The following is a 9,368-nucleotide window of genomic DNA, read 5'->3' as shown; positions in this document are numbered from 1 at the left end:
TACGGGAACAAGGCGCATGCCAACGTCGACGGGGGCGGCTTCATCAAGGCCATTGGCCATACCCCAGGCAACGGACATGACCCGCAGTCCTTGAAAAAACTGCTGACCCGCACCGAGCACCGGCTGTGCGCCGACAAGGCCTGCGCCGGCGCGGAGCACGATAAGCTCCTGGCCAAGCGTCCGCAGCACCGTGGAACGGGTGTTTGGCGCCCTCAAGCAACATTACGGCATCGGCAAGGCACGTTACCTGGGCCTTAAGCGCAACCAGCCCGGTTCATGCTGGCGGCGATGGCCCACAATATCAAGCGGGGCGTGGCTGTCCAGGTCGAGATGATGGCGTGGGCAGGATAACTCCGTCCAATGTACGCAAAACGACGGGCAATCACCAAGGGGTTATTAAAAATGGCGGGTTAAATGCAGGTTTCAGCCAAATATTGCCTATTTAGGCCTAGGCATATTAAAAAAATTGGCGCTTAGCCAATCAGCCGGAGTTTCTGTTACCCGTGCAAAGGTCTCAAGCTATCGTATATAGCTATAAACCGTTATAAGCCATACGATAACCGACACCAGTTTCAGTGAGTAGATATCGAGGCTGAGTAGAATCTGTTTCTATTTTTTGGCGAAGCTGTCCCATATAGATGCGGACATAATGGTCATGTTCCACATAGGCAGGTCCCCAAACATTTAACAGTAATTGCCGGTGCGTCATGACTTTGCCCGCATGGCGGATTAATGTATTCAAAAGCCGGTATTCGATGGGCGTTAGATGTATTTCCCGCTTGCCAATAAAAACACGTCGACGGGATAAATCAACCCGCAAATCGCCCTCGCAAAATTCTGTTTCCGTACTGTCTTGCTTAAATTGATTAATGTGGCGAATGGTTACTCGAATCCTTGCCAATAGTTCGCCTATGCTAAAAGGTTTGGTTAGATAGTCATCTGCTCCCGCATCTAATGCCGTAATCTTGTCTTGCTCCTGGCTTCTGGCTGACAGCACGATAATCGGCACACTAGACCATTCACGCACTTTATGAATAACCGTTATTCCGTCCATACGCGGTAAGCCCAGGTCGAGAATGACCAAATCAGGTTTTCGGGTGGCAATTTCCACCAAACCTTGCTCCCCGGTATTGGCCTCGAACAGCACAAAACCATTCGCACTCAAACTCGTCCGTAAAAAACGGCAAATTTGGGGGTCATCTTCAATAACCACAATGATTGATTTTAACTTATCCATCTTGCTGAACTTCAGTTTCTAATTCGGGCGGGGCCTCATCCATCGGCAGTACAAAATAAAATTCCGCCCCTCCACAGGGTCGATTTGTTGCACCCACTAGCCCGCCATGTGCAATAACGATAGCCTTACAAATAGCCAAGCCTAAACCCACGCCGCTTTGGGAGCCTTCGCGATTTAGCCGATAAAATTTATCAAATAATTTATCTTCTTCCCCTACCGGAATACCTTGGCCGCGATCCGCCACAGTAATTTTTAGCGTATGCACTGAACGTTCGGCGACTATATCAATAGGGTTGCCCGGAGGAGTATATTTACAGGCGTTTTCCAACAAATTAATGAGTACCTGTTCAATCAAGACCGCATCGAGACGCACCAAACACAGTCCATCGGGAAGTTTAGTGTTAACCATCCGCCCTTCAAGTTGCTTACGTAGGCGAGCTAAAGCGCCACCAATGATTTCATCCAAAGGATACCATTGCCGGTTAAGTTGCGCTTGCCCGGCATCCAATCGCGCCATGTCTAATATATTGTTCGTTAAGTTAGACATCCGCAAGGCCTCATCATAAATCGTAAGGCCCAATTCTTGTCGATCCGCTTGCGAAAGCTGGGCACCCTTATCGACTAAAGTACTTGCTGCACCGACAATGGACGCTAGCGGGGTCCGTAAGTCATGCGAAATCGCGCTAAGTAGAGAATTACGTAATGATTCCGATTCAATACGCACCTGAGATTGCTGTGCATCTTCAGAAAGCCGAACACGTTCGATTGTTTGCACAATCTGATTAATAAAAGTATCTAGCAATCGGCGCTGCTCAGGCAGGAACACCCTTCGTAAATTGGCGGCACGTAAAACCAACACGCCAATAACGCCCCGATAACCTGTCATCGGAAAATACACGGCATTCGCGCCCGGTAACGTATCTGTGCCTAGCCCTGCAATTTGACCATGGTCGAATACCCATTGTGCCACTCCAAGGTCACATCCCCGCAACGATTCCGGCAACGGCGTATCCAGTGGGTAAACAATGCGCCCACCGTCAACGGGAAGCAACAGTACATTCGTCCCCCCAAATTCAGCTTGAATATGCCGTACGGCGACCTTTGCGATATCCGTTAAAGTCCGGCTGACCGCCAATTCTTCGCTTAAGGCATACAGCACACGGGCACGCCTTTCGCGATGCGCGGCGACTTTGGTTTGCCCCCGCATATTACTGGTCAAATGACTGATGACAATGCCAACCAGCAACATGATTACAAACGTCACTAAGTATTGGGCATCCGCAACAGAGAAAGTATAGATCGGCTTAACAAAGAAAAAGTCAAACGCGAGCACACTCAAGAAAGAAGCCAAAACTGATGCTTCACGGCCAAAGCGGGCAGCCACAAAAACCACGCCCAATAAATAAACCATCACAATATTGGCTAACTCAAACCGATCCGTCATCAACCAGCCAACCAGGCTGCTGCCAGCGGTAATGCACATCGCCCACCACAAGGCCAACCAACGTTTTTTAGTTGTTTCCCCTTTAGGGAAATTAAAGCGTGTCGATGTGGCCTTAACCCCATTTTTAGATTGGGTTAATTTATATTTTTTTGAGCCATGCGGACTGCCCAGTAAATAAATATTGATATTGTGCGCTTCGGAAATGAGCGAATCGACAACTGAACCTAACAGCCAGCGTTTCCAACCCCTGCGGTTAGGTTTACCCAACACAATTTTGGTGGTGTTGCGGTTTTTAGCGAAATTCAATATTTCTTCACTAATCATCAAACCTGATAGTGTCACTGTTTCTGCACCTAAATGTTCAGCAAAACGCAGCACCCGCAACACCTCATCACGCTGTTCGGGAGGCAATCGTTGGAGTTTGGGTGTTTCGACATACGCCACAATACATTGGGCATGCAGGCTAGTCGCCAAGCGTTTTCCAGCACGTACCAAACGTTCCGCGATGGCGTCAGCGCCAATACAAATCAAGATACATTCGCCGACCTGCCAAATATCGCGTATCGCATTGTCGTCACGATAATCTTGCATTTGGGCATCGACCCGATCAGCCGTAAGCCGCAGCGATAATTCCCGCAACGCAATCAGGTTACCTTTGCGAAAGAAGTTTTGCATCGCCCGTTCTGCTTGCTGAGGTATGTAAACCTTGCCTTCTTTCAGCCGCAGCAATAAATCATCGGGCGGTAAATCAATCAGCTCAATTTCATCCGCAAGATCGAAAACCGTATCGGGGATTGTCTCCAAAACTTGTACCCCAGTGACCTGATTCACATCATCATTCAGGCTTTCCAAATGCTGGACATTGAGAGTGCTGTAGACATCAATCCCTGCCTTCAACAGCTCGTCAATATCCTGCCAACGTTTCGGGTGCCTACAACCAGGGGCATTACTATGCGCTAATTCATCAATCAATATTAACGAAGGACGGCGTTTTAACGCGCTGTCCAAATCAAACTCACGCTGCACCATGCCCCGGTATTGCAGCAATTTCGGGGGTAGCACTTCCAATCCTTGTAAGACGACAATGGTTTCTTGCCGCTCATGCGTTTCGACCAGTCCGACGACGACATCAATACCTTTAAGGCGTTTGGTATGCGCCGCCAAGAGCATTGCGTAGGTTTTCCCAACGCCTGCGGCTGCCCCGAAAAAGATTTTTAGCTTTCCACGTTTCTGTTGTTGCTCCTCGCGTTCTACGCGAGCGAGTAGGGCATCTGGATCGGGGCGGGAATCATTCATAACGCCTTCCTTCAAAGGCAGGTAAGCCGATTATCTAACGCTAAATTTAATTTCAATACATTCACCCGGGGTTCACCTAATATGCCCCATTGCCGATGTTCGGTGCAATGTGCCACTAAATCTTCAACTTTCTCCACGGGTAAATGTCTGGCTGAAGCCACCCGGCTAGCCTGAAACATTGCTGCGGCGGGACTGATATGCGGATCAAGCCCACTGGCTGAAGCCGTCACCAAATCCACCGGAATAGGTTGGGTGTTCTTGGGATCGAGATCGCGTAGCACTTTGGTGCGTTGTTGCACAAGCTCTCTCAGCCCAGGGTTGCTCGGCCCTAAGTTAGATCCGCTAGAGGCAGCGGCATTATAAGGATTGGGCGAAGTCGCAGAAGGCCGTCCCCAAAAATAGTCAGGGCGGGTGAAGGTTTGCCCGATCAGTTCCGAACCCAAAGTTTGTTTATCACTGAGGACTAAACTGCCGTTTGCTTGAGCCGGAAATAGCATCTGCGCTCCAAAGGTAACTAGCAGGGGATACGCAATCCCGGTTAAGCCAGTAAAAAACAAAAGCATGAGTAATGCGGGTTTTATTTGCTGAGTCATAATAGTCTCCTTATCCTTTAAAACGCTAATGTAACTAAACCGAGATCGATTAACTTAATCCCGATGAACGGCACAATGACCCCGCCACCGCCATAAACCAGTAAGTTAATACGCAGCAATACTTCGGCACTTTGAGGCCTGTAAGTTACGCCTTTCAATGCCAAAGGAATCAGCGCAACAATAATCAGGGCATTAAAAATGACCGCCGAAAGGATCGCGCTGGATGGGCTGCTTAACCCCATGATATTCAGTGCGCCCAGCTCTGGATAAGTGCTGGCAAAAGCGGCGGGAACAATCGCAAAATATTTCGCCAAATCATTCGCTAAACTGAACGTCGTCAAAGCGCCGCGTGTCATCAACATTTGCTTGCCAGTTTTGACAATTTCAATCAATTTAGTCGGATTGGAATCCAGATCGACCATATTGCCAGCTTCCTTAGCCGCCTGTGTACCTGAATTCATAGCCACCGCCACATCCGCTTGGGCAAGGGCTGGCGCATCGTTGGTGCCATCTCCGGTCATGGCGACCAAGCGTCCTTCCGCCTGTTGTTCGCGGATGAGCTTAAGTTTGGCTTCCGGTGTCGCCTCAGCCAAAAAATCGTCAACCCCTGCTTCCGCAGCAATGGCTGCCGCCGTCAAACGGTTATCTCCGGTAATCATGATGGTTTTGATGCCCATCCGGCGTAACTCGACAAAACGTTCCTTGATGCCGCCTTTGACGGTATCTTTCAACTCGATTACCCCTAATACCCGACCACCTTCAGCCACTAACAGCGGCGTACTGCCCCGCCGAGCTACGTTATCGGCAAGTCGTTTTGCCTCATCTGGAAACTTTCCCTGTTGCGCTTCAACATAGGCGCGAACGGCATCCGCAGCACCTTTGCGAATTTGACGGTCACCGATGTTGACACCGCTCATCCGGGATTGTGCGCTAAAGGGAACAAAGGTAGCACCTAGTTCCTGAATATTGCGTTCCCGTAGGGCAAATTTCTGTTTAGCCAGAATAATAATGCTACGGCCTTCCGGTGTTTCGTCAGCCAAGGTTGCCAACTGCGCGGCATCAGCCAGTTCTTTTTCGCTGATGCCAGCAAGCGGATAAAACCCCGACGCTTGTCGGTTGCCCAAGGTAATCGTGCCAGTCTTGTCCAGCAATAAGACATCCACGTCCCCAGCCGCTTCAATGGCCCGACCTGAGGTGGCAATCACGTTTTTTTGCATCATCCGGCCAATTCCGGCAACACCAATCGCAGACAATAAGCCGCCGATGGTTGTTGGAATCAGGCAAACCAACAGCGCGACGAGGACAGTAATCGAAACTGGAGTGCCGGACTGGGCAATATCTACACTGTAGATGGAAAAGGGCAGCAAGGTCACAGTGGTCAATAAAAAAATCAAGGTCAGCGCGACCAGTAAAATAGTCAGGGCAATTTCGTTAGGGGTTTTTTGGCGTGATGCGCTTTCCACCATGGCAATCATCCGGTCGAGAAACGCTTCACCGGGATTAACCGTCACACGCACCACCAACCAATCGGACAATACCCGTGTCCCGCCCGTAACGGAGCTAAAATCACCACCGGATTCACGGATGACTGGGGCACTTTCACCGGTAATCGCGCTTTCATCGACCGATGCCGCCCCTTCGATGACTTCGCCATCGGCAGGCACAAAATCGCCCGCTTCGATCAACACCACATCACCGCGCCGCAATAGCGTAGAGATGATTTTGGCATAATCACTGCCGTGACGCGGCTCATCAAGTTTCTTCGCCATGAGTTCACGCTTTGCGCCCCTTAATGCAGCCGCCTGGGCTTTACTGCGCCCTTCGGCGATACTTTCGGCAAAATTGGCGAATAAGACGGTGAACCAGAGCCAAAAGGTTATCGCCAACATAAAGCCAAGCTCTTGCTCGTTTCCTTGGTAGAGGCTTGCCAAACATAATCCGGTGGTCAAAATACTGCCCACGTAAACCACAAACATGACTGGGTTTTTCCATTGTTGCTGCGGCACTAATTTACGTAAAGCATCCACTAGCGCTACCCATATAATCTGTTTGGTAAAAAACTGCTGGGTATGATGTTTAGTATTCATCATTAAATTCTCTGAAGGTGATGTTATTTGCAGAATTTAGACCTTCAAGGTTTTTAAAACCTTGAAGGTCTAGTGATGGTATCAGTGAGTAATGAGAAATTACATTAAAGTTGTTTAAGTAATTGTAAGTGTTCAACAATTGGGCCTAATGCCAAGGCAGGAACAAACGTCAATACGCCAACGAGCAGGATGGTTGCGATCAACAGCAGCACAAATAAAGGGGTATGGGTGGGCAAGGTGCCAACGGTAGTAGGCACAGATTTTTTAGCTGCCAATGATCCGGCAATTGCCAACACTGGGATAATGATCCCATAGCGACCCAACAACATGACTACCCCCAACGCGACATTGTAAAACAACGAATTGGCACTTAAACCCGCAAAGGCACTACCGTTATTCCCGGCAGCAGAAGAAAAGGCGTAGAGAATTTCACTAAAACCGTGCGCTCCGGGGTTGGCAATCGCCGTTCTCCCCGCTTCTACCATAACCGCCAGCGCGGTTCCTATTAAGATGAAAAAGGCCGGAATTAAAATAACGATGGCTGCCATTTTGATTTCAAAAGCCTCAATCTTTTTACCTAAATACTCCGGTGTGCGCCCAATCATGAGACCTGCGACAAAGACTGCAATAATGGCAAAAATTAACATGCCATAAAGACCTGATCCCACACCGCCAAATATCACTTCGCCCAGTTGAATCAGGCACAAAGGCACCATGCCACTAAGCGGCATAAAGGAATCGTGCATGGCATTGACAGAACCATTGGAAGCCGCTGTCGTAGCTGTTGCCCACAGTACCGAATTCACAATGCCAAAGCGGGTTTCCTTACCCTCCATGTTACCGCCCGATTGCGTCACGCTGGGTGCTTGATCCACCCCTAGTGCGGTCAACAAGGGATTGCCCGTTTGCTCGTAATGCAGCATAACCAGCAATGCGCCAAGCAATACCAGTGTCATCGTTGTTAAAATTGCCCAACCCTGGCGCGGATCATTTACCAGCGTCCCAAAGCTATGGCACAACGCCGCCGGGATCAGTAAAATCGCCAATAACTCCAGAAAATTCGTCAACGGCGTTGGGTTTTCAAAAGGATGTGCGGAATTGGCGTTAAAAAAACCGCCACCGTTAGTGCCTAGCTGCTTGATAGCGATTTGTGACGCCGCAGGGCCAACCGCAATCACTTGGGTATTGGCTTGTTCCGGTAGCGGGTTAATTTGAACCTGTTCCACTAATGGAATATTCAAGTAAGGCTTGAAGGTTTGTACCACGCCTTGGCTCACTAATAAGAAGGCAAAAACCAGGGCTAAAGGCAATAAGATATACAAAACACCACGGGTTAAATCCACCCAAAAATTACCGATAGCCGTGGCGTGATTGCGTTGGAAGCCGCGTATCATGGTCACTAACACCGCCATTCCGGTAGCCGCTGAAACAAAGTTCTGCACCGTCAAGCCTAGCATTTGGCTTAGGTAACTCATCGTCATTTCGCCGGAATAACCCTGCCAATTGGTATTGGTGACAAAACTGATCGCGGTATTAAAGGCTGAATCAAACGAAACATTCGTGAGTTGTTGCGGATTTAACGGCAAATAGGCTTGCACTATTTGTATTATGAATACCGCCAAGCCACCGAAAAAATTAAACCACAGCAAGGCCGCCGCATATTCTTTCCAAGTCATCTCTTGCTCTGCTTTAACGCCACTCAAACGGTACAACGCCAATTCAAAAGGTGCTAAACAGCGATTAAGGATTACCGGATGATTTTCATACACATGTGCCATATATACGCCGAGCGGCTTCGCTAACAACAACACCGTGATGAAGTACAAGGAAATTTGGAGGTAATTGTTGATAAACATTAAAATTTCTCCGGAAAAAATAACGCCACTAACAAATAGATGAACAATGCTGCTGCCAATATAGCGTTTAATGCATATGTAATAGCCATAATTACCCCCTTAGTTACTAAATATTGGGCAATAATCTAACGATTTAAATATAAAAAAGTTGTAAAAATTGGCTTTTATTCAATCCGGACTTAAAAAGAATAGAATTTGAAATATTTTTGATTCAAAGTCATTTAATAGTGAATAACTTTATAAAACAATAAGATGAAACAAATTGGCAGCCGCTGAACTAATAAGATAGACTTTATTTATCGAAGCTCAATTTTGTCCAAATTTGATGAAAACATGTCAATAAATTTCAGAAGGGATATTTGCATTGGATTAAAGATGCTATTACCTTGAGGATATAAAGTGTTTGAAAAATTTAGAGTGCAAGAAGAACATTAAATCTGAACGTGGTGTTATTTTGAGGTGGGGTACCGAAAAAATGATGTTTCCCATACAAACTTGAGAGTCCGATGTGGATCCAGGCCGTGTAAAAACGCTGAAAAATAGGAGGGTCATGAAAATATTTCCCACTTAGCCATTTATTATTCATATTTTCCAAAAAGTTACTCCATCTATGCAGTTATTTATTGCAAAACATTCTTATAAATGTCCTCATTACAAAATGTACTAAGAGCTTATCCGAAAATAACTTGATAAATTCTATATAGTTGTGAAAGAATTGCAATCAATTGCTTTACTAAAGGTTGCCATTCGTTGAAAAGACCACAAAGCCGGAAAGTTCCCGATGATTTTTGGGTGCGCGTGGAGCGGCTGACACCAGGACGGCAAAGGGATTGTGACCAGGCTTATAAACGCAAG

At 47.6% G+C, this 9,368-nt stretch carries 8 protein-coding genes; 2 read left to right on the top strand and 6 right to left on the bottom strand.

All coding sequences use genetic code 11. From position 1 onward, the window contains the following. Positions 1 to 258: transposase (locus ACLQ6D_RS06320; RefSeq protein WP_411726440.1), on the top strand; the 258-nt coding region annotated here is incomplete at its 5' end. Next, entirely contained in the window at positions 204 to 446 is a 243-nt protein-coding gene (locus ACLQ6D_RS06315) for a hypothetical protein (RefSeq protein ID WP_411726442.1), read from the top strand. The genes ACLQ6D_RS06320 and ACLQ6D_RS06315, both read left to right, overlap by 55 nt. A gap of 86 nt (positions 447 to 532) precedes the next feature. Here the strand turns inward: ACLQ6D_RS06315 and ACLQ6D_RS06310 are convergent, their stop codons facing one another. The 6 genes from ACLQ6D_RS06310 to kdpF form a co-directional block, all read right to left on the bottom strand. Continuing rightward, positions 533 to 1,237, bottom strand: a complete 705-nt coding sequence (locus tag ACLQ6D_RS06310; RefSeq protein WP_411726439.1) for a response regulator — start codon at positions 1,235 to 1,237, stop codon at positions 533 to 535. Then, positions 1,230 to 3,977, bottom strand: coding sequence for a DUF4118 domain-containing protein (locus ACLQ6D_RS06305; protein WP_411726438.1), 2,748 nt, complete (start codon positions 3,975 to 3,977; stop codon positions 1,230 to 1,232). The genes ACLQ6D_RS06310 and ACLQ6D_RS06305 overlap by 8 nt, the downstream gene beginning before the upstream one ends. 11 nt (positions 3,978 to 3,988) lie before the next feature. Beyond that, entirely contained in the window at positions 3,989 to 4,570 is a 582-nt protein-coding gene (gene kdpC / locus ACLQ6D_RS06300; protein ID WP_411726437.1) for a potassium-transporting ATPase subunit KdpC, read from the bottom strand. A gap of 17 nt (positions 4,571 to 4,587) precedes the next feature. Next, positions 4,588 to 6,657 (bottom strand): potassium-transporting ATPase subunit KdpB, encoded by a 2,070-nt coding sequence (gene kdpB, locus ACLQ6D_RS06295; protein WP_411726441.1) that lies wholly within the window; start codon positions 6,655 to 6,657, stop codon positions 4,588 to 4,590. Between the two features lie 104 nt (positions 6,658 to 6,761). Further along, positions 6,762 to 8,513, bottom strand: a complete 1,752-nt coding sequence (kdpA, locus tag ACLQ6D_RS06290; protein WP_411726436.1) for a potassium-transporting ATPase subunit KdpA — start codon at positions 8,511 to 8,513, stop codon at positions 6,762 to 6,764. After that, complete coding sequence (gene kdpF, locus ACLQ6D_RS06285; RefSeq protein WP_411726435.1) at positions 8,513 to 8,602, bottom strand: K(+)-transporting ATPase subunit F; 90 nt, start codon at positions 8,600 to 8,602, stop codon at positions 8,513 to 8,515. Before kdpF ends, kdpA begins: the two co-directional genes overlap by 1 nt. Between the last annotated feature and the right edge of the window lie 766 nt (positions 8,603 to 9,368).

The organism is Methyloglobulus sp. (genome assembly GCF_046714055.1).
Classification (GTDB): domain Bacteria; phylum Pseudomonadota; class Gammaproteobacteria; order Methylococcales; family Methylomonadaceae; genus Methyloglobulus.
Note: the sequence above shows the minus strand (reverse complement) of the source record. Positions and strands in the feature narration are given on the sequence as shown.

Coding starts and splice junctions, on each gene's coding strand:
- ACLQ6D_RS06310 (WP_411726439.1), bottom strand. CDS start 1,237: ATGGATAAGTTAAAATCAATCATTGTGGTTATTGAAGATGACCCCCAA.
- ACLQ6D_RS06305 (WP_411726438.1), bottom strand. CDS start 3,977: ATGAATGATTCCCGCCCCGATCCAGATGCCCTACTCGCTCGCGTAGAA.
- kdpC (WP_411726437.1), bottom strand. CDS start 4,570: ATGACTCAGCAAATAAAACCCGCATTACTCATGCTTTTGTTTTTTACT.
- kdpB (WP_411726441.1), bottom strand. CDS start 6,657: ATGAATACTAAACATCATACCCAGCAGTTTTTTACCAAACAGATTATA.
- kdpA (WP_411726436.1), bottom strand. CDS start 8,513: ATGTTTATCAACAATTACCTCCAAATTTCCTTGTACTTCATCACGGTG.
- kdpF (WP_411726435.1), bottom strand. CDS start 8,602: ATGGCTATTACATATGCATTAAACGCTATATTGGCAGCAGCATTGTTC.